General features: G+C 69.6%; 21 protein-coding genes and 1 tRNA gene. 5 read left to right on the top strand and 17 right to left on the bottom strand.

From position 1 onward, the window contains the following. Window positions 1–59: 59 nt before the first annotated feature. A complete protein-coding gene (locus ABNF93_RS08675) occupies window positions 60–356 on the bottom strand; it encodes a GroES family chaperonin (protein WP_349327334.1) in 297 nt (98 codons plus the stop codon). Window positions 357–578: 222 nt separating this feature from the next. On the opposite strand from ABNF93_RS08675, the gene ABNF93_RS08670 reads away from it, so the two are divergent. Further along, a complete protein-coding gene (locus ABNF93_RS08670; protein WP_349327277.1) occupies window positions 579–1244 on the top strand; it encodes a hypothetical protein in 666 nt (221 codons plus the stop codon). A gap of 34 nt (window positions 1245–1278) precedes the next feature. Here the strand turns inward: ABNF93_RS08670 and ABNF93_RS08665 are convergent, their stop codons facing one another. The 5 genes from ABNF93_RS08665 to ABNF93_RS08645 form a co-directional block, all read right to left on the bottom strand. Next, window positions 1279–1755: a DUF3618 domain-containing protein gene (locus ABNF93_RS08665; protein WP_349327276.1), complete on the bottom strand. Its 477-nt coding sequence runs from the start codon at window positions 1753–1755 to the stop codon at window positions 1279–1281. A gap of 244 nt (window positions 1756–1999) precedes the next feature. Continuing rightward, window positions 2000–2788 carry an energy-coupling factor ABC transporter ATP-binding protein gene (locus tag ABNF93_RS08660; RefSeq protein ID WP_349327275.1) on the bottom strand — a complete coding sequence of 263 codons (789 nt, stop codon included), beginning with the start codon at window positions 2786–2788 and terminating at the stop codon, window positions 2000–2002. Next, window positions 2785–3555, bottom strand: a complete 771-nt coding sequence (gene cbiQ, locus ABNF93_RS08655; RefSeq protein ID WP_349327273.1) for a cobalt ECF transporter T component CbiQ — start codon at window positions 3553–3555, stop codon at window positions 2785–2787. Before cbiQ ends, ABNF93_RS08660 begins: the two co-directional genes overlap by 4 nt. A gap of 3 nt (window positions 3556–3558) precedes the next feature. Beyond that, window positions 3559–4002 carry a PDGLE domain-containing protein gene (locus tag ABNF93_RS08650; protein ID WP_349327272.1) on the bottom strand — a complete coding sequence of 148 codons (444 nt, stop codon included), beginning with the start codon at window positions 4000–4002 and terminating at the stop codon, window positions 3559–3561. Further along, window positions 3999–4706 carry an energy-coupling factor ABC transporter permease gene (locus ABNF93_RS08645; protein ID WP_349327271.1) on the bottom strand — a complete coding sequence of 236 codons (708 nt, stop codon included), beginning with the start codon at window positions 4704–4706 and terminating at the stop codon, window positions 3999–4001. The genes ABNF93_RS08650 and ABNF93_RS08645 overlap by 4 nt, the downstream gene beginning before the upstream one ends. A 169-nt stretch (window positions 4707–4875) precedes the next feature. On the opposite strand from ABNF93_RS08645, the gene bcp reads away from it, so the two are divergent. The 4 genes from bcp (at window position 4876) to ABNF93_RS08625 (ending at window position 8121) form a co-directional block, all read left to right on the top strand. Next, window positions 4876–5349, top strand: a complete 474-nt coding sequence (bcp, locus tag ABNF93_RS08640; RefSeq protein WP_349327270.1) for a thioredoxin-dependent thiol peroxidase — start codon at window positions 4876–4878, stop codon at window positions 5347–5349. Between the two features lie 99 nt (window positions 5350–5448). After that, window positions 5449–5529: transfer RNA gene (locus ABNF93_RS08635), tRNA-Leu, on the top strand. A 166-nt stretch (window positions 5530–5695) separates the two neighbouring features. Continuing rightward, on the top strand, window positions 5696–6388 hold the full coding sequence (locus tag ABNF93_RS08630) for a glycosyltransferase family 2 protein (RefSeq protein WP_349327269.1): 693 nt from the start codon (window positions 5696–5698) through the stop codon (window positions 6386–6388). Between the two features lie 65 nt (window positions 6389–6453). Continuing rightward, window positions 6454–8121, top strand: coding sequence for a hypothetical protein (locus tag ABNF93_RS08625; protein WP_349327268.1), 1668 nt, complete (start codon window positions 6454–6456; stop codon window positions 8119–8121). Between the two features lie 112 nt (window positions 8122–8233). Here the strand turns inward: ABNF93_RS08625 and rdgB are convergent, their stop codons facing one another. From rdgB to clpS, 11 genes are all read right to left on the bottom strand, one after another. Continuing rightward, complete coding sequence (rdgB, locus tag ABNF93_RS08620; RefSeq protein WP_349327266.1) at window positions 8234–8986, bottom strand: RdgB/HAM1 family non-canonical purine NTP pyrophosphatase; 753 nt, start codon at window positions 8984–8986, stop codon at window positions 8234–8236. Continuing rightward, entirely contained in the window at window positions 8983–9726 is a 744-nt protein-coding gene (gene rph, locus ABNF93_RS08615; RefSeq protein ID WP_349327265.1) for a ribonuclease PH, read from the bottom strand. The genes rdgB and rph overlap by 4 nt, the downstream gene beginning before the upstream one ends. A gap of 109 nt (window positions 9727–9835) precedes the next feature. Next, entirely contained in the window at window positions 9836–10639 is an 804-nt protein-coding gene (locus ABNF93_RS08610; protein WP_349327264.1) for an SGNH/GDSL hydrolase family protein, read from the bottom strand. Window positions 10640–10822: 183 nt separating this feature from the next. Then, a complete protein-coding gene (locus tag ABNF93_RS08605; RefSeq protein WP_349327263.1) occupies window positions 10823–11584 on the bottom strand; it encodes an MBL fold metallo-hydrolase in 762 nt (253 codons plus the stop codon). A 10-nt stretch (window positions 11585–11594) separates the two neighbouring features. After that, entirely contained in the window at window positions 11595–12389 is a 795-nt protein-coding gene (gene murI, locus ABNF93_RS08600) for a glutamate racemase (RefSeq protein WP_349327261.1), read from the bottom strand. Between the two features lie 447 nt (window positions 12390–12836). Continuing rightward, on the bottom strand, window positions 12837–13784 hold the full coding sequence (locus ABNF93_RS08595; protein ID WP_349327260.1) for a PLP-dependent cysteine synthase family protein: 948 nt from the start codon (window positions 13782–13784) through the stop codon (window positions 12837–12839). Between the two features lie 18 nt (window positions 13785–13802). Further along, window positions 13803–14075 carry a MoaD family protein gene (locus tag ABNF93_RS08590; protein ID WP_349327259.1) on the bottom strand — a complete coding sequence of 91 codons (273 nt, stop codon included), beginning with the start codon at window positions 14073–14075 and terminating at the stop codon, window positions 13803–13805. 324 nt (window positions 14076–14399) lie between these two features. Then, window positions 14400–15143: a putative endonuclease domain-containing protein gene (locus ABNF93_RS08585; RefSeq protein ID WP_349327258.1), complete on the bottom strand. Its 744-nt coding sequence runs from the start codon at window positions 15141–15143 to the stop codon at window positions 14400–14402. A 276-nt stretch (window positions 15144–15419) separates the two neighbouring features. Beyond that, window positions 15420–15863 carry a M67 family metallopeptidase gene (locus ABNF93_RS08580; RefSeq protein WP_349327257.1) on the bottom strand — a complete coding sequence of 148 codons (444 nt, stop codon included), beginning with the start codon at window positions 15861–15863 and terminating at the stop codon, window positions 15420–15422. Window positions 15864–15938: 75 nt separating this feature from the next. Next, the gene (locus ABNF93_RS08575) at window positions 15939–16496 is read right to left on the bottom strand and encodes a DUF2017 domain-containing protein (RefSeq protein WP_349327256.1); all 558 of its coding nucleotides are present in this window, start codon (window positions 16494–16496) and stop codon (window positions 15939–15941) included. Window positions 16497–16545: 49 nt separating this feature from the next. Further along, window positions 16546–16845, bottom strand: a complete 300-nt coding sequence (gene clpS / locus ABNF93_RS08570) for an ATP-dependent Clp protease adapter ClpS (RefSeq protein WP_349327255.1) — start codon at window positions 16843–16845, stop codon at window positions 16546–16548. Between the last annotated feature and the right edge of the window lie 134 nt (window positions 16846–16979).

The following is a 16979-nucleotide window of genomic DNA, read 5'->3' as shown; positions in this document are numbered from 1 at the left end:
ACTGGTTGTCCCGGGCCGCCGGTCGCTCGCAGGACGTACGTACCCAGGCCGGCGGTCCCCTACAGGTAGAGGCCGGTCTGGTCGTCCTCGAGCCGTTCGGAGGCAACCGCGTGGATGTCACGTTCGCGCAGCAGGATGTACTCCTCGGCGTGCAGCTCGATCTCCGCGCGGTCCTCGGGATCGAACAGGACCCGGTCGTCGATGACGACCGACCGGACGTGTGGTCCGATCGCCACGACCTTCGCCCAGGCAAGACGCTTACCCATCTTGGCGGTCGCCGGAATCACGATCCCCGCGGACGAGCGACGCTCACCGCTCTCGGCGTCCAGGACGACGAGGACGCGGTCGTGCAGCATCCGGATCGGCAGCTTGTCGGCGCGGAGCCGGCCGTTCGACGTGTCGGTCACGGTGTGAGAGATTACGGCGCCTTGCCCACCGATCGCCAACGGCCCGGGCTCCGCGTGGACGCCGGCCGCCTGGGCACCTCCCGACGGCGGCCCTCTTCGTTGCCTGGGCCAGCCGGGCAACCACCGGGGCAGAGAGAGCGTCCAGAGATCAATCCGACCCTGGAGGCTCCGATGTCCCGCTTCACCGCGCCCCGGAAGGCTCTCTTCGTACGGACACTGCTCGTACGGACCCCGCTCCTACGGGCTCTGCTCGTACGGACTCTGGGCGTCGGGATGGTCGCCGCGTTCCTCACTCTCGGCGGTGTGGTCCTCGCGCCCGTACCCGCGTGCGCGTGTTCGTGCGTTCCGACCAACCCGGCCGAGGCGTTCGCGCGCGCCGACGCCGTTTTCGTCGGACGAGTCGTTGACCGGGCCTCGAAAGACCGGTTCCCCTGGGAGAGCACGGGTGTGGAGGTCTGGACGTTCGAGGTGGAAAGGATCTACAAGGGCGAGGTACAGCGGCGGCAGGAGATCGTCACGATGGAGTCCGGCGCGTCCTGCGGCCTGGAGCTGGACGGCTCCGGACCGTTCGTGATCTATGCCACCCACGACAGCTTTGACATCGAACCCCAGCGCGACCAGTACGCCGCCGGCCTGTGTGACGGCAGCCAACCGCTCACCGCCGAGGTCGAGCGTTCGCTGGCCGCGCAGGCACCCGCCGGGCCGATCATGCCGGCCGGCTCGGTGGACGCGTCGGGAGAGAACCGCGACGGGGTGTCCACCCCTCTCGTGGTCGGACTCGGAGCGATCGGTGCCGTCGTCGCGGCGGTCGTCGGCTGGCTGAAGCTGCACGGATGAGCCACCCGCGGGACCCCGTCTGGTCGGTCGACGCTCAGCGACGTCTCCCCTGCCGGCGATGGTGCCGCGGGCCACGTGGCTGCCGGCCACGCGGCTGGCCGAGCCGCTGAGTACGCGGACGGGCGCCACCGGTCGGGCCGTCGTGCAGCCGGCCGCGGAGCAGCTTGAGCGCACCGAACACGGCACCCGCGGCGACCACGGCCGTCACGACCCGGCCGGTACGGAACCGGCCGTCGGGGGTCATGACCACGAGCTTCGCCTTCGCCGCACCGCGGGAGACCATCTGCTTCGGCTGCATGCGTTCGGTCAGTGTGTCGATCGTGGTGGCCAGGCGTTCGCGCGTGGCCGTGAGCTCCCGCTCGATCTCGGCAGCGGACCGGTTGCCCGCGGCTTGCCGCTCACCAAGGGACGCCTTCTCGCCAGCGGTTCGCTTCTCGGCAACCTCCCGGCTCGCGCTCGCGCCCGGTTGTTCCTTCTGGGCGGGTAAGCGCTGCCTCGTCCGGTCGCTCACTCTCGGCCCTCCGATCGTCTGGTGATCATGAAGGGTTCCCGGCGCCACAGGCGGGCCCGATCGTCACGATCACGTCACCTCGCTCGCATCCGAACCCCACGATCGCGGTGATCACTTCAGTGTGGCAGATCGCTCATGTGCGCCTCAGATCTTCGCGGGGTTACCCCAAACGAGCGCTCTGACCACAAAAGCCCGAGCCATGGCGAAACGTGCGGGCGAGTCAGCGCGCCCGGGCCCAGCCAGCTCAGCGGGTGCGATCCGCCAAGCGCGGGTCGAAGCCGTACGGAAGTTCCAGTCGGTGTGCCGCCATCAGTTGGGCGTCACCGAGGACGAGGGGAGTCGGTCCGTCGGCGACGATCGTGCCGCCGTCGAGGATGACCGAGCGTTCGCAGAGTTCCAGGGCGTACGGAAGATCGTGGGTCACCATGAGCACGGTCACGTCCAACCGGCGGAGGATCTCCGCCAGCTCCCGGCGGCTGGCCGGGTCCAGGTTGCTGGACGGCTCGTCGAGGACGAGGATCGACGGCCGCATCGCGAGGACGGTCGCCACCGCGACCCGACGCCGCTGGCCGAAGGACAGGTGGTGAGGCGGGCGATCGGCGAAGTCGCCCATCCCGACCTGCCGCAGCGCCTCGTCGACCCGGGCGTCGAGCTCTCCGCCGCGCAGGCCGAGGTTGGCCGGGCCGAACGCCACGTCGTCGCGCACACTCGGCATGAACAGCTGGTCGTCGGGGTCCTGGAAGACGACGCCGACCCGCCGGCGTACCTCCCGGATCGTCTCCGCACCGACCTGCATACCGTCGATGCGTACTGATCCCAATCCCGGGATGAGGATGCCGTTGAGGTGCAGAACGAGCGTGGTCTTGCCCGCGCCGTTGGGGCCGAGGACGGCGACCCGCTCGCCGCGGGTGACCGTGAGGTCGACGCCGTAGAGCGCCTGGTGGCCGTCGGGATAGGCGTATGCCAGGCCACGGAGTTCGAGGACGGGCGCGCTCGACCTGGTGTGCTCGGTCTGCGGCGGCGCGGCGGTCATGGTGTCCACCAGGCGACGAACGCCACTGCCAGCGCGGTCGCCGGGAGTGCCAGGGCGAGAAGCCATGCCCGGCGTGAGGGGTACGCCGGGGCTCCGGGCAGGTCCGGCAGCCGACCGGAGTAGCCGCGGGAAAGCATCGCGAGGTGGACACGTTCACCGCGTTCGTAGGACCGGATGAACAACGCTCCGGCCGACTGGGCGAGGACGGGCCACGCCCGCGGTCCGCGCGGGGTGAACGCCCGGGCAGCCCTCGCCGTACGCATCCGCCCCATCTGGTCGGTGACCACGTCGAGGTAGCGCACCATGAACGCCATGATCTGGACGAGCTGACCCGGCACCCGCAGCCGCTGCATCCCGACCAGCAGGTCGCGCTGGTCGGTCGTCGCCGCGAACAGGATCGACGTGACAACACCCAGGGTGGCCTTGGCCAGGACGTTCCAGCCCGACAGCAGGCCAGCCTCCGACACGGACACGCCGAGCACGTCCATGCGCGGCCCCTGCGCGATGAACGGCAGGAGCACCGCGAACACCACCACCGGCGCCTCGACCACCATGCGCGTGGCGACGAACGGCAGCGGCACCTGGGCGAGCAGGGCGACGGCGATCAGGAGTGCGGCATAGCACCCGAACGCCCAGAACGCGGTGCGCGGCGTCGCGACGACCACGAGGACGAAGGCGACGAGCGCGACGAGCTTGCAGTGCGGCGGGAGCCGGTGCACGACCGAATGGCCGTGGACGTAGAGCCGGTGCGTATGGACCGCGCCCATCTGTCAGCCGTCGGTGGAGCGACTGGTGGCCTCGACGGCGGAAGCGCCGGTGGCACGGTCGGTGGAGGGCGTCGAGGGTTGGGGCGTCCGGGTCCGCCGGCGCACGGCGTAGGCCAGACCACTTCCCAGGGCGAGAACGACCAGGACGCCCGCGACTCCCGCGAGCCCACCGGACAGGACCGGATGCTCCACACCCCTGACGCCGTAGTCGGCGAGCGGCGACCCAGCAGTGGCGCTGTCGCGGGCCCGATCGCCGAAACCGAGGTCCTCGGCGACCCGGTTGAGCCCGTCCGGGCTGCCGGAGGCGAAGTAGCTCACCCCGCCCGCGAGCAGGACCGCGACCACGACGCCGACGAGCACGACCACCTTCGTCCGTACCCGGGGCCGGCGGGTCGGGCTCGGCTGGGTCGGGCTCGGTTGCGTACCGGCGTCGACGCGTTCGCTCATGAGGCGGCCTCCTTCGACATGGCGCGGGACGTACGGATGAGGAGGGCCTGCCCGGCAAGCAGGCCTCGGGCGCCGTGGACCAGGTCGGGCCGGACCGCCACGATGCTGGCCACGGTCGCGGCGGTGATGGCGGCCTCGCCGATCCCGATCAGGACGTGCCAGCCGAGCATGGCGGCCATGAGTGCGCCGAGCGAGATCTCGGCCGTTCCGCCCACGGCGTAGAGGCCGACGAAACACAGTGCGGAGACCGGCACCGAGATCAGCGCGGCCACGAACGCCGCCGGCGCCGCCGACCCGGGCCGCCTCGGCAGCAGCCGGAGGACGAGCGTGAAGATCACCCACCCGGCAATGACCGTCACGACGCCCATCAGGGTGATGTTGGTGCCCAGCGCCGTGATTCCGCCGTCGGCGAAGAAGAGTGCCTGGACCGCCAGGACGACGGTCAGACACAGCACGGCCGTCCAAGGGCCGACGAGGACCGCGGCGAGTGCGCCGCCGAGCAGGTGCCCGCTGGTGCCGGCGCCGACCGGGAAGTTGAGCATCTGGACCGCGAACACGAACGCCGCGACCAGTCCGGTCAGAGGTGCCGTCCGGTCGTCGAGCTCGCGGCGCGCCCCGCGGAGAGCGACGCCCACGACCGCGGCCGCAGCGACGCCCGTCGCGACCGACGTGGGCGCGTCGAGGAAGCCGTCGGGTACGTGCACTGGTCCTCCTCGGGACTGGGAGGTCTGGGCGGGATGTCTCCGGTCTGGGAGATGCTCCACCTTGAGAGATGATGGCAATCCTGGACTGATCACATTTCGCCGGTCATTCTTACATGCAAACAACTTGCAACAAGACCCCCCGTCTCATTCCGTCCGACCTGGAGGACCAGTGGCCCCCGCACCTCGACTCAGCCCGGGCGACCCGGCACCCGACTTCACCCTCGACGACGCCGACGGCAAGAGCGTCGCCCTCGCCGACCACCGTGGCCAGAAGGTGATCGTCTACGCCTACCCGGCCGCCATGACCCCCGGCTGCACCAAGCAGGCCTGCGACTTCCGCGACTCGCTGGACTCGCTGGCCGCGGCGGGATATGCCGTGCTCGGGATCTCGCCGGACAAGCCGGCGGCCCTCGCGAAGTTCCGCGAGAAGGAGGGTCTGACGTTTCCGCTTCTCTCCGATCCCGACCGGCAGATGCTGACCGCGTGGGGTGCGTACGGCGAGAAGCAGATGTACGGCAAGACGGTCACAGGGGTGATCCGTTCGACGTTCATCGTCGGCGAGGACGGCCGGATCGAGGTCGCGCAGTACGGCGTCCGGGCCACCGGGCACGTCGCCAAGCTGCGCCGCGAACTCGGCGTCTGACGCCCTCGGCGGCGGGTCCCGGCAGGAGGTCGTCGGCGGGTGGCGGCCGAGACCGTAGACTGAGCCGCCGCTGATGGGCTGCCGCAGGCACGCCCGGGCGCGAGAGTGGCGGAATGGCAGACGCGCCGGACTTAGGATTCGGTGCCTTCGGGCGTGAGGGTTCGACTCCCTTCTCTCGCACGCGGCCGACGACGCTGGGCGACGCGGCCGGATCCACCTCCGGTGGTCACGCCGACCCGCTGGCACGGGGACGTCAATCCTCCTGTCAGCCCTCAGTCGGGGCTACTCGCCGGAGCTGATGTCCTCGCTCCTCTTCTCGCACCAACGTCTCGTGGGGGAATGCCCGGTGAAGCTCTCCATCCTCGTACCTGTCTACAACGAGGAAGCGACCTTCAGCCGTGTCCTCAAACGGGTCCTCGACGTTGACTACCCGTGCGAGGTAGAGGTCATCATCGTCGATGACGGCAGCCGCGACGCCACCCCTGAACTCCTCGACCAGATCGACGACCGGCGGGTCGTTGTCCACCGGCACACCGTCAACCGCGGCAAGGGTGCGGCCATCCGTACGGCCGCCAGCATCGCGACCGGCGACTTCTTCGTGGTCTGTGACGCCGACCTCGAATACGACCCGGCCGACATCCCGAGGCTGCTTGCTCCTGTCATCTCCCAAGACGCCGAGGTGGTCTACGGCACCAGGACGTTCTCGAGCCACACCTCGTACTCCTTCTGGTTCGTCCTCGGCAACAGGGCCGTCACGACATTCGCCAACGTGCTCTTCAACTGCTACATCCGCGACCTCGAGACCTGTTTCAAACTGATGCCGCTCACGCTCTACCGCGAACTCGACATCCGTTCGGCAGGCTTCGGCATGGAGGCCGAGATCACCGGCAAGCTGCTGCGTCGGGGCTATCGGCCGTACGAAGTGCCGATCTCCTACCGCGCTCGCACCCGGGCGCAGGGCAAGAAGCTCACCTGGCGCGACGGGGTCGAGGCGTTGTGGATCCTGGCGCGTACCCGACTCTCCGGCGGCCGGCGCTGAGGCTCCGTCCAGGGGAAAGACTCTGGCGGTCCCCGCACCCCGCGACCGCCGCCGTCTCCCTGGCTGTGGCCGCGGGCATCGCGGTACGGCTCGTGTTGTGGTGGCAGGACCGCGCGTTCTGGCGTGACGAACTCGGCCTGGTCCAGAGCCTCGACGCCTACCCGGCTGCGGCACTGCTCGGGCGGCTGGCCGACACGCAGTCCGCGCCGCCGCTGTGGCTCCTCGTGGTCCGCGCGGTGACGGCGGTCGCCGGCGACGGCGAACGCACCTACCGGCTGGTGACGCTCGGATCAGGCTGTGCCTTGTTGGTGCTCGTGGCGGTGCTCGGCATCCGTCTGGTCCGCTACCGCTGGGCCATCGTGGTGCCGCTGATCCTGCTCGCGACCCTCTCGGAACTGGTCTTCTACACCGTGCAGACGAAGCAGTACGCCACGGACGCGTTGGCCGTGACGTGGTTGGTGCTGCTCGGCGTACTGCTGCTGGCGCGTGGTGCCGAGCCGACCGTCGCTCAAGGCGGGGAGGGCGGTGACGGGGTTGGTGTCAGCGCCCGGCACAGCGGCTTCCGGCGGACCGATCTGTGGTGGTACGCGTCGCTCGTCGTCCTGCCGTGGCTGTCCCACGCCTTCATGCTGGCGGCGCCGTTGGTCGCTGGCTGGGTGACGCTCGTGCGGACGTGGCGTGGCGAAGTGACGCTGCGCCGCGCTGCGGGCTGGCTCGTCGCGCCGGCAGTGTCGGTCCTGGCGGCGGCACTCTACGCGCGGCACCTGACGAGCCAGGCGCCCGACTTCCTGACGTACTGGGCGGCGTTTCTCGGACCGAGCGGTCACACGACGCACGGTGGAGGTCTGGCCGGCTGGTGGGACTGGCACAGGTTCGTGTTCGGTGAGTTCGCCGTCCGCGAGCTCGGCTTCCCGACGACGTGGGGGGCCGCGCTGGTCGTCGTCGGGGCACTGATCGCGTTCCGCCGCGGTGCCGCCATCGCGATGCTGCTGGTCCTGCCACTGGTGGCGGCGTACACCGTGGGGGTGCTGGGGCTCTATCCGTTCGGGCGGCGGCTGGTGCTCTTCTGCGTTCCTTCGCTACTGCTCTGCCTCGGCATCCTGGTCGACGCCGTGGCGGGACGGGCAGTCCGCGTGGTTCGCGGGTGGACGGCGAGGTCGGGGGGACCGAGTGGCTGGCCGGCGGTCGGTGACCGGATGGTGGCGGCCGTCGCCGGGACCACGACCGCGGCGGCCGTCCTCGCCGTGTGCTGGACGCCGCCGACGCGGCTCGTTCACGACCTGACCTACCTGTACGGCGTCGACGACTACCGCGGTGCGTTGAGCTTCGTGGCCGCGAAGTGGGAACCCGGCGATGTCCTGCTCGTCGGCAACGGCGACCGGGCGGCGGTACGGGTGTATGCCCCGCGGCTGCACCTTCCGCTCGACCGGGCGTACCGCGCGATACCGACCGCGACGACCACCCCGCGGGCGGACTGTCCCCTGCCGCGCGAACTGGCGGCCGCGCGGCGGATCTGGCTGGTGACAGGCGATGTCGTCCCGCTGTACGACGGTGTGCCGAGCAGGTACGCCCTCGTGTCACCGCTGCTGCCGCGGTTCCGGGTGGTGTGGTTCCAGGACAAGGGACTGGTCACCGTGCAGGCCGTCATACCGGGCCCGACGCCCGACGCCCGACCGACCAGGTGCCTCGACTACGCCCCCGTCGGCCCCGCGGGCTCCCCCGCCCTCCCGTGATCATGATCGTGATCATGAAGGTGCCGCGGAGCTATGGCCCCGAAAGCCTTCATGGTCCGTTTTCACTTCATGATCTCACTGCAGGCCGGCGAGGGTGCGGGGACAGTGAGCGTCAGCGCTGAGTCAGGGCGGCGGCGATGAGGGGCGCCATGGCGCGGACCGCCTTGCCCCGGTGGCTCAGGGCGTCCTTCTCGGCCGGCGGAAGCTGGGCGGCGGTCCGCGTTTCGCCGTCGGGAACGAACACGGGGTCGTAGCCGAACCCGCCGTCTCCCGCCGGCTCCCGCGCGATCCTCCCTGGCATTCGGCCCTCGACGACGTGCTCTGTGCCGTCGGGCAGGACCAGCACCATGCAGGCCACGAAGTACGCTCCACGGCGCTCGTCAGGCACCTCGGCCAGTTGGTCGAGCAGGAGTTCGTACCCACGGGGTCGGTTCTCTCCCCGACCGGCCCAACGCGCGGAGAGGACGCCCGGCATGCCGTTCAAAGCGTCGACACACAGGCCGCTGTCGTCCGCTACGGACGGCAGACCCGAGTGGGCGAGCGCAGCGTGCGCCTTGAGCCTGGCATTTCCGTCGAAGGTCGGCTCGGTCTCGGCGGGCTCGTCGTAGGCAGGAACGTCGTCAAGGCTGAGGACCTCGACAGCGGACACCAGCGGGGTGAGGATCCGGGCCATCTCGACGAGCTTGCCGCGGTTGTGGGTGGCGAGCAGGACCTTCGGCCGGACCGACCGGTCCACCGGCGTACCCGTACTCGTCACCGATCCCGCCTCAACCGTGTCACCCGACCGCACCGCCGACTCCGCCTCAACCGTGTCACCCGACCGCGTCACCGATTCGGCCGCAACCGCGTCGCGGGCGCGCGTCACTGACCGGACCTCGGCGGAAGCTCCTTGGCAAGAACCTCTGCCTGGATGTGCGCCAGCTCCGCGCATCCGACGCCGGCCAGCTCCAGCAGTTCGTCGAGCAGTTTGCGGTCGAACGGGTCGCCCTCGGCCGTCCCCTGCACCTCGACGAAACGCCCGTCGCCGGTCATCACGACGTTCATGTCGGTCTGGGCGCGGACGTCCTCTTCGTAACAGAGGTCGAGCAGGGGCGCGTCGTCGACGATGCCGACCGAGATCGCCGACACCGAGTCGGTGAGGGCGTCGCCCCGGAGCGAGCCGCGGCCATCGAGATAGCGCACGGCGTCGACGAGTGCGACGTAGGCGCCGGTGATCGCCGCGGTCCGGGTGCCGCCGTCGGCCTGCAGGACGTCGCAGTCGAGCACGATGGTGTTCTCGCCGAGCGCCTTGAAGTCGATGACCGCGCGCAGAGACCTGCCGATGAGCCGGGAGATCTCCATCGTGCGTCCACCCAGCCGTCCCTTCACCGACTCGCGGTCGCTTCGGGTGTTGGTCGAACGCGGCAGCATCGAGTACTCGGCGGTGACCCAGCCGAGGCCGGAGTCCCGGCGCCAGCGGGGGACGCTCTCCGTCACGCTGGCCGCACACAGCACGCGGGTACGCCCGAACTCCACCAGAGCCGACCCTTCGGCATGGTCGAGCCACCCGCGGGTGATCTGGACAGGACGCAGCTGATCCGCGGAGCGGTCGTCGACTCTCACCATGCGTACGACCCTACCGGCGGCACCACCGGATCCCGTGCAGCGGCGCCTGCTGCTGCGCCGCCTCCGCGAGGGTACGCGGGCGGCGACAGACCGAAGGGCTGGGCGACGCTCAGGAACGACTCGTCGCGGGCGCGCCGCGGCGGCGCAGCACCGCCGCCACCTCCCCGACGGCAAGCCGGGCCGCCCACGGTGCCAGGTCGCGGGTCCTGCGACCCAACCACGGCACGCCCTTGGTCGCCAGCCAGGCCAGCTCCGCCCTACGGGACAAGGCGATGCCACCGCCGCGTTCGACGCCCGTGGGCGACGACCGCACACCCACAGCGCCGAGCCCCTCGGCACACGTACGCGCGAGCAGCCGGTGCCCCAGCTCCGACGGATGGAGTCGGTCGACGCTCCAGGCCTCGCGCGCGTAGACGGCGGGCGAGGCGGCGAGATCGATGTACGCACCACCGAAGGCGGCGTGGATCTCGTCGTACACCCCGTTCACCGCCTCGATTCGCCGGGCCAACGGTCCGGCCAGCAGCCTCGGCAACCCGAAGACCCGGCTGTGGTCGTGGAACCGCACCATCAGGAGGTCAGCCCCCGCCCGGGTGAGCTTCTCGGCGGTCCCGAAGAGGTCGGCGCGCACCCGGTCCGCGTCGAAGCTCGACCGCATCGTGTCGTTGACGCCGACGATCACCGACGCCAGCTGGGGCCGCAGGGCCAGCGCCTCGGGCAGTTGCCGGTCGCGGACGTGCGTGGTGGTCGCGCCAGCCTGGGCGAGGTTGTGGAACGTGAGGTCGTACGTCGACGTCAGCGACTCCGCAAGGAGCGCCGCCCACCCCCGCCATCCGGAGGTCGTGAGGTCGCCGATCCCGAGGGTCAGGCTGTCGCCGAGGGCGACGTACCGCAGCTCCCGCGTCGCACAGGTCACGGCGACCAGGCTGGGTCAGCCGGTAGGAGGTTGTCCGCACCCGACGTGACCGCCGGTCGAACGTCCCGCAAACTCTTGCCCGGCCGGGCGCTACCGCCTTACAAGGCAATGACCAACGACGCACGGTGAGTTTGCCGCGTGTCGTTGGGAATGATCACGCCTGCGTGATCATTCCCCTTGGGCTCAGATGTCGTACGCCGCGCCAGCGTGGGCGATCTCCACCGGCCCGTCGTAGGCGGCGCGCGCCTCAGCGGCAAGGTCCTCGGGTGCGTACCACGGCGGCACGTGCGTGATCACGAGCCGACCGACGCCGGCGCGATGGGCGTACTCCCCCGCCTGTCGGCCGGTCAGGTGGACGTCCGGCGGGTTCGAGTCGCCGTCACGGAACGTCGCCTCGCTCACCAAAACGTCGGCTCCGCGGGCGAGTTCCACGAGCGCGTCGGTCGGGCCCGTGTCGCCGGTGTAGACGAGCGAACGACCCTGATGCTCCAGCCTGATGAGGTACGCCTCGACCGGGTGGCAGGCCGGCGCCACCGAGACGTCCATCGGCCCGATCTGCCGTGCGCCTCCGGTCAGCCAGGCCCGGAAGTCGAACACGTCCCGCATACCGGGCTCGAGCGGGAGGCCGTAGGCGACGGCCAGCCGGTCGGCCGTACCGAACGGGCCGTAGACCGGGATCACCGTCCGTGGACCACCCGGATGGTACTTCCGAGCGACGTAGTACGAACACAGGTCCAGGCAGTGGTCCGCATGCAGGTGGGAGAGTCCCACCACGTCCACGGAGTACGGGTCGACGTGGCGTTGCAGGGCACCGAACGCGCCGTTGCCGAGATCGAGGACGAGCCGGAAGGTACGCCCACCATGGGGAACCTCGACCAGGTAGCACGACGCCGGCGAATCCGGCCCGGGAAACGACCCGGAGCATCCCACGACGGTGAGCCGCATGCCCACTCCTTTAGGCCACTTCCTCGACGAACGCGATCTCCGGACCGAGGAACCGCCCACCGATCGCCATGAACGCCTCCGGATCCCCGGTGGTGAGGAACCGGTGCTTCGGCGGCGACAGGGCGTCGTCCCGCGCCAGGCCCCCGCCGACCAGCCGTGCGTACACGTCGTTCGCCGTCTCCTCGGCACTCGAGACCAGGGTGACCGCAGAGCCCATGACGTACGAGATCACTCCCGTCAGGAGAGGGTAGTGGGTGCACCCGAGGACCAGCGTGTCGATCTTGGCCGCCGCGAGCGGATCGAGGTAGCGGTGCGCCTCGGCGAGGAGTTCCGGACCGCTGGTCAGGCCGCGTTCGACGAACTCCACGAACCGTGGGCAGGCCCGGGTGTGCAACGTGACGTGGGGTGCCGCCGCAAACGCATCGTCGTAGGCCTGGGAGGTCGCGGTGGCCCGGGTGCAGATGACGCCGACCTGGCCGGTCCTCGTCGCGGACACCGCTCGCCGCGTGGCCGGAAGGATCACCTCCACGACCGGGACCGAGTAGCGTTCCCGCGCGTCACGGAGCACCGCGGCACTTGCCGAGTTACAGGCGATCACGAGCAGCTTGACGCCCTGGTCGACCAGGTGGTCGAGGGATTCGAGGGCGATCTTGCGGACGTCGGCGATGCCCTTCTCGCCGTACGGGTAGCGCGCGGTGTCGGCGAGGTAGAGGACGGATTCGTGCGGGAGCTGGTCCATGACCGCCCGGGCGACGGTGAGGCCGCCGAAACCCGAGTCGAAGATGCCGATCGGCGAGTCTGACACGGCCGCCAGCCTACGGGCACCAACCCTGGCCCGGGGCCGCTATTCGCACCCGTCCAGACTTCGCCGTCGCGGGGAGAAACTCGCACAAGTCTTACGGGGCTCGGCCTAGGCCCGCGAACGCACCTGGGCTGCGTCCGTCGGCCAGGCCGAGCCCCCTCGGCGCCCCACCTGTCGGCGGCTCGTCAGCACGACAGTCGGTTCCTCCCACCAGCCCGCTCCAGGTGACCCTGGGTCGAGCATGTGTCCTCCGTCCGACCGCGCGTGCCTGAGTGTTCCCCCGAACCTCCCCGGTCCGCCGTCCCGGGCGCGTCATGGAATGCAAACCCACGAACCGCTCATGTGGTTGCATCAACTCTCAAGTCTCGACAAACCGGCCAACCTCGGTCATCGAGCGCCTGGGCGTGTTCCGTGACCCGGTGTGTTCGTCAGAGGCCTCACCGTGTTCCGTCACGCCCACAGCTGGCAGTCGAGAGTCTCCTCGGCCTCGTCGAGAGTTCCTTCGTACGCACCTGTGGAGAGGTACTTCCATCCGCCATCGGCGACGATCGCCACGATGTCGGCGCTCCTGCCCGCCTTGACGGCCTGATGGGCCTGGGCGATCGCGGCGTGCAGGACGGCACCGGTGGAGATGCCGGCGAAGATGCCCTCGAGGTCGAGCAGTTCCCTCACCCGACGTACCGCGTCGCGCGGGCCGACCGAGAAGCGGGAGTCGATCATGCGAGCGTCGTACAGCTCCGGAACGAATCCTTCGTCGAGGTTGCGCAGGCCGTAGACCAGCTCGCCGTACCTCGGTTCGGCCGCGACGATCGTGACGTCCGGCTTGTGCTCGTGGAAGAACCTGCCGACGCCCATGAGTGTCCCGGTCGTGCCGAGGCCCGCGACGACGTGGGTGACGCTCGGCAGGTCGGCCAGGATCTCCGGTGCGGTGCCTTCGTAGTGGGCGAGGGCGTTGGCCGGGTTGCCGTACTGGTAGAGCATCACCCAGTCCGGATGCTCCTCAGCGAGCTGCTTGGCGACGCGGACGGCCTCGTTGGACCCCCCGGCCGCTGGCGAGGAGACGATCTCGGCGCCCCACATGCGAAGCAGCTGCCGGCGCTCGGCCGAGGTGTTCTCCGGCATGACGCAGACGAGGCGGTAGCCCTTGAGCTTCGCCGCCATCGCCAGGGAGATGCCGGTGTTGCCCGACGTCGGCTCGAGAATGGTGGCTCCGGGACGCAGGAGTCCGTCCTTCTCGGCCTCGACGATCATCCGCAGGGCCGCGCGGTCCTTGACCGAACCCGTGGGGTTCCGATCCTCGAGCTTGGCCCACAGGCGTACGTCCGAGGTCGGAGACATGCGCGGCAGCCCGACCAGCGGGGTCTGGCCCACGGCGTCGAGATGCGAGGCGTAACGCATGGCTGACGGACCCCCGGCTCAGCCGCCCGCGACGGCGGGAAGGACCGTCACGACATCGCCGTCCTCGACGGACGCGCCGAGGCCGCCCCGGAAGCGGACGTCCTCGTCGTTGACGTAGACGTTGACGAACTTGCGAAGATCACCCTCGTCGACCAGTCGGGACTTCAGCCCGGCGTGGCGGGCCTCCAGGTCGTCGAGCAGCTCCTGCAATGTCGCGCCAGCGCCCTCGACGGTCTTGGCGCCCCCGGTGTGGGTACGGAGAATCGTCGGGATACGGACCTCGATAGCCATCGGTGATGTACTCCTTCGCTCGTCGTCATACGCGCCAAGTGCCACAACACGGGCTGCCGCACGGGGATTCCGACAGGGGATTCCGACAGGGGATGGACGGCCGATTCCGGTTTGATCGAGCGTCCGGGACCTCCGGCAGCCGAGCCGGCGATGATCTCGGCAGTCGGGATCAGTGGCCCGAACAGTCGTAGACGACGACGGGGGCCGTGTGCCCGAGGAGGAAGAGCTCCACGCCTTGGAGTCTACGGTCTCACCTCAGGTGGGAGGTCCGGCGGATCGCCTCGTCGCGGGAGCGCTGGCCAACCCGCACAACCACCTGCTGCATCACAGGGTGGTGTCGATCATGATCGGCGCTTCCGAGTACGACCGGTTGGGCGGGAACAACGCCTGCCACTGCGGATTCAAGACCTGAGGTACATCCGGATGGTCCCGGTCGAGCAGCGCCTTCTGGACCCGCCAGAGCAACTCCTCCGGCCGGGCGGTGATGTCGTCGGCTGTGAGGACGATGACGATCCAGCCCAGGTCGCGGAGTTCCTCGCAGGCGCGAACGTCGTTTCGCCACTTCCGCTTGAGCGTGCGGTGGAGGTCACCGTCGTACTCCAGGGCGATCTTCTGCTCTGGGTACTGCAGGTCTGCCGTCGCCACCCACTGGCCGAACTCGTCGTGGATTTCCCATCCTGGTTCAGGGCACGGCAGGCCCGCGAGGAGGAGCAGCAGCCGGGTCCTCGTCTCCATTGGCGAGTCGACCCGTGGCCTGACCAACCTCGCGGTCGCCCGGGCCAGCCGCAGCCCAGGGCGTCGAGGAGAGGCGTCCGCCGACCGGATCAACGCCTCGCGACTCGTCCACCCGTGACGTACCAGGGCGTCGCCGAGGATCAGGAGATCCACCAGCGAGAGATGAGCCGAAAGCTCGGTGAAATTCCGCTCAGGCATCACCACTGCTCGCCCCTCGACGAGCGTGACCGCCTCACCGTCGCTCGTGGCATGGCCGACGATGCCGTGGACCCTGGGACGCGAGGTGGGCGCCGGAACCGTCACATGGACCATCCCGTCGTCCCGGACGGGCACGTCCCGCAAGAGCAACTGTCCGCGAGATCCCGAGGCTCTCGGCGTACGACACGGTGAACGGCCCGGACAGCAACTCAGAAGGAAGGTCGGACGGAGCGGGCATCCGGACAGCTTGCCCGGGTCACCCACCGGCCCGTCTCAGGTATCCACAGGGGGGACCGGCCGCGTTCATTGCGAAGAAACGGTTAACGGGCCGCCGACCTGGTTCACCACAACTTCGCAATGAACGAGACCCGGACACATCTGGCGGGAGCGAGGCGGGAGATGACCGAAGCGCTAGTTGTTCGCGCGGCCGTCGTAGGCCGGGACCACCTGGACCTTCTCTTCGGTGACCTCGCCGTCGATGATGCGGTAGGACCGGAACTCGACCTCGCCACCCGCATCGGCGCCGTCCCTGGTCGACACGACGACATAGTGGGCATCCGGCTCCGCCGCGTAGGAGATGTCGGTACGCGACGGGTAGGCCTCGGTGGCGGTGTGCGAATGGTAGATCACGATCGGTTCCTCGTCGCGGTCGTCCATCTCCCGCCACACTCTGAACTGCTCCTGCGGGTCGAACCGGAAGAACGTCGGCGAGCGCTCGGCATTGACCATGGGTACGAAGCGTTCGGGCCGGTTGGAGCCTGCGGGCCCGGCGACCACGCCACACGCCTCGTCGGGATGGTCAGCGCGGGCGTGGGCGACGATCTTGTCGCGGGTGGCCTGGTCGATGGTCAGCACAGCCCGACCCTATCCAGCCGACCCAACCGCACCCTCCCGCCAACCGTGGCCGGCGGCCGGTCGCGGAAGGCAGGCTCAGCTGATCGCCGAGACCAGCGACTCCTGGAGCCACCCCAGCCAGATGTAGACGCCGTACACCTGGCGCCGGCGATCGTCCTCGGGCAGCGCCTCCCAGCGGGCCTCGTCGTCCTGCTCGACCCCCAGCCGGGTGGCGAGGGCGAGCCGGAGATCGGTGAGCGTACGCAGCCAGGCCTGGATCTCGTCGGGGTTGATCGAGACGGTCACCTGGTCGGAGTACGCCGGGTCGCCGAGCGACTCCAGGACGGCTTCGGCGTTCTTGACCTTGCCGTCGCGCAGGCCGTGTTCGGTGAACCGCCGGAACTCCCCCGCCGCTTCCTCATCATCGGCGTAGGCATTCGGGAAGAGCCGCGCGAGCACCTCGTCGTCGGGCGGCTCGGTCGAGCCCAGATGGCCGACGAGGGCGGCGAGGCTGTCCGCGGGCGGCGTCGACGACGGCGCCTCGTCGCGGATCAACTCCACCAGCTCACCGACCAGTCCACGGAGGATGTGCGCCTCCTCCGCGACGAACGTCGCCGACACCACTCCGTGTCGGGCCCGAAATCCGGTCGTCATGTGTCCCCAGTCGTCGTCTGCCCGGCCGCATTGCCAGCGGCGTCACACCTCATGTGTCACCACTCTTCTGCAGGGTCGCCCACAGACCGTAGGAGTGCATCGCCTCGACATCGCGTTCCATCTCTTCCCGCGTGCCGTTGGAGACGACGGCCTTGCCCTTCTCATGGACGTCCATCATGAGCTTCTCCGCCTTCTTCCGCTGGTAGCCGAAGTAGGACTGGAAGACGTACGTGACGTACGACATGAGGTTGACCGGGTCATTCCAGACAATGGTCACCCACGGCGTGTCCGGGCGGACGACGTCCTCGATGTCCGGCCGTTCGAGCTCCACTGGTGCGGTCCCGCTCACCGTCCCATCGTGGCATCTGTCGGGCGTTCCCCTCTCCTCGCACCCCCCAGAACGGTCCGAACGGCGCGTGGCCCACCACAACGAGCCGCCAGGGCGTGAAGGCTGAACGGCGTTGGCGCGCCGCGGTCTAGGCT

The organism is Actinopolymorpha sp. B9G3 (assembly GCF_040120725.1).
Classification (GTDB): Bacteria; Actinomycetota; Actinomycetes; order Propionibacteriales; family Actinopolymorphaceae; genus Thermasporomyces.
This window is presented reverse-complemented; position numbering and strand designations above follow the sequence as displayed.

What these genes read in the sequence shown, in the direction of transcription:
- ABNF93_RS08650 (WP_349327272.1), bottom strand. Translation starts at nt 4,002, where the DNA reads ATGAGCGAACGCGTCGACGCCGGTACGCAACCGAGCCCGACCCAGCCG.
- ABNF93_RS08660 (WP_349327275.1), bottom strand. Translation starts at nt 2,788, where the DNA reads ATGACCGCCGCGCCGCCGCAGACCGAGCACACCAGGTCGAGCGCGCCC.
- ABNF93_RS08590 (WP_349327259.1), bottom strand. Translation starts at nt 14,075, where the DNA reads ATGGCTATCGAGGTCCGTATCCCGACGATTCTCCGTACCCACACCGGG.
- ABNF93_RS08605 (WP_349327263.1), bottom strand. Translation starts at nt 11,584, where the DNA reads ATGCGGCTCACCGTCGTGGGATGCTCCGGGTCGTTTCCCGGGCCGGAT.
- ABNF93_RS08595 (WP_349327260.1), bottom strand. Translation starts at nt 13,784, where the DNA reads ATGCGTTACGCCTCGCATCTCGACGCCGTGGGCCAGACCCCGCTGGTC.
- rph (WP_349327265.1), bottom strand. Translation starts at nt 9,726, where the DNA reads ATGGTGAGAGTCGACGACCGCTCCGCGGATCAGCTGCGTCCTGTCCAG.
- ABNF93_RS08670 (WP_349327277.1), top strand. Translation starts at nt 579, where the DNA reads ATGTCCCGCTTCACCGCGCCCCGGAAGGCTCTCTTCGTACGGACACTG.
- ABNF93_RS08675 (WP_349327334.1), bottom strand. Translation starts at nt 356, where the DNA reads ATGCTGCACGACCGCGTCCTCGTCGTCCTGGACGCCGAGAGCGGTGAG.
- ABNF93_RS08575 (WP_349327256.1), bottom strand. Translation starts at nt 16,496, where the DNA reads ATGACGACCGGATTTCGGGCCCGACACGGAGTGGTGTCGGCGACGTTC.
- cbiQ (WP_349327273.1), bottom strand. Translation starts at nt 3,555, where the DNA reads ATGGGCGCGGTCCATACGCACCGGCTCTACGTCCACGGCCATTCGGTC.